The sequence below is a fragment of the Frankia sp. Mgl5 genome, assembly GCF_023242985.1.
In the GTDB taxonomy this organism is placed as follows: Bacteria; Actinomycetota; Actinomycetes; order Frankiales; family Frankiaceae; genus Parafrankia; species Parafrankia soli.
The window spans coordinates 1-301 of record NZ_JALKFY010000046.1 but is presented as its reverse complement, the minus strand read 5'-3'; the positions used below and the strand labels follow the sequence as shown (position 1 = coordinate 301).

The 301-nt window shown below is 54.2% G+C and carries 1 pseudogene; it reads right to left on the bottom strand.

Annotated features, from left to right (window positions below):
* Window positions 1–264, bottom strand: a pseudogene (locus MXD62_RS08295) (hypothetical protein); the annotation flags it as partial.
* Between the last annotated feature and the right edge of the window lie 37 nt (window positions 265–301).

Here is a 301-nt window from a genome sequence, read left to right as displayed (position 1 = left end):
CGTTCCTTTTGCCCATTCGTAAAAAGAAGCGGCGAACAGAATGGCAGAGCCGATCAGGATCCCCTCGTATTCATTACCCAGGCCGTAAAAACGGGCACCGATCACCGGATCGTAGCCTAAATAGGATCGCCGCATCGCTTCCGCTCCGTTAAAGCCGTCAAACAGGATCGCCCCTGTAGTCAATCCGGTGACAACAAGCAAGACCACGGAAAAGCGCCATTGTTCCAGCACAAATGCTCCTCCCAAAGCGATCATGATGATCACGCCGAGTACAACGGGCGGAGAGACGCGCCAATCTAGC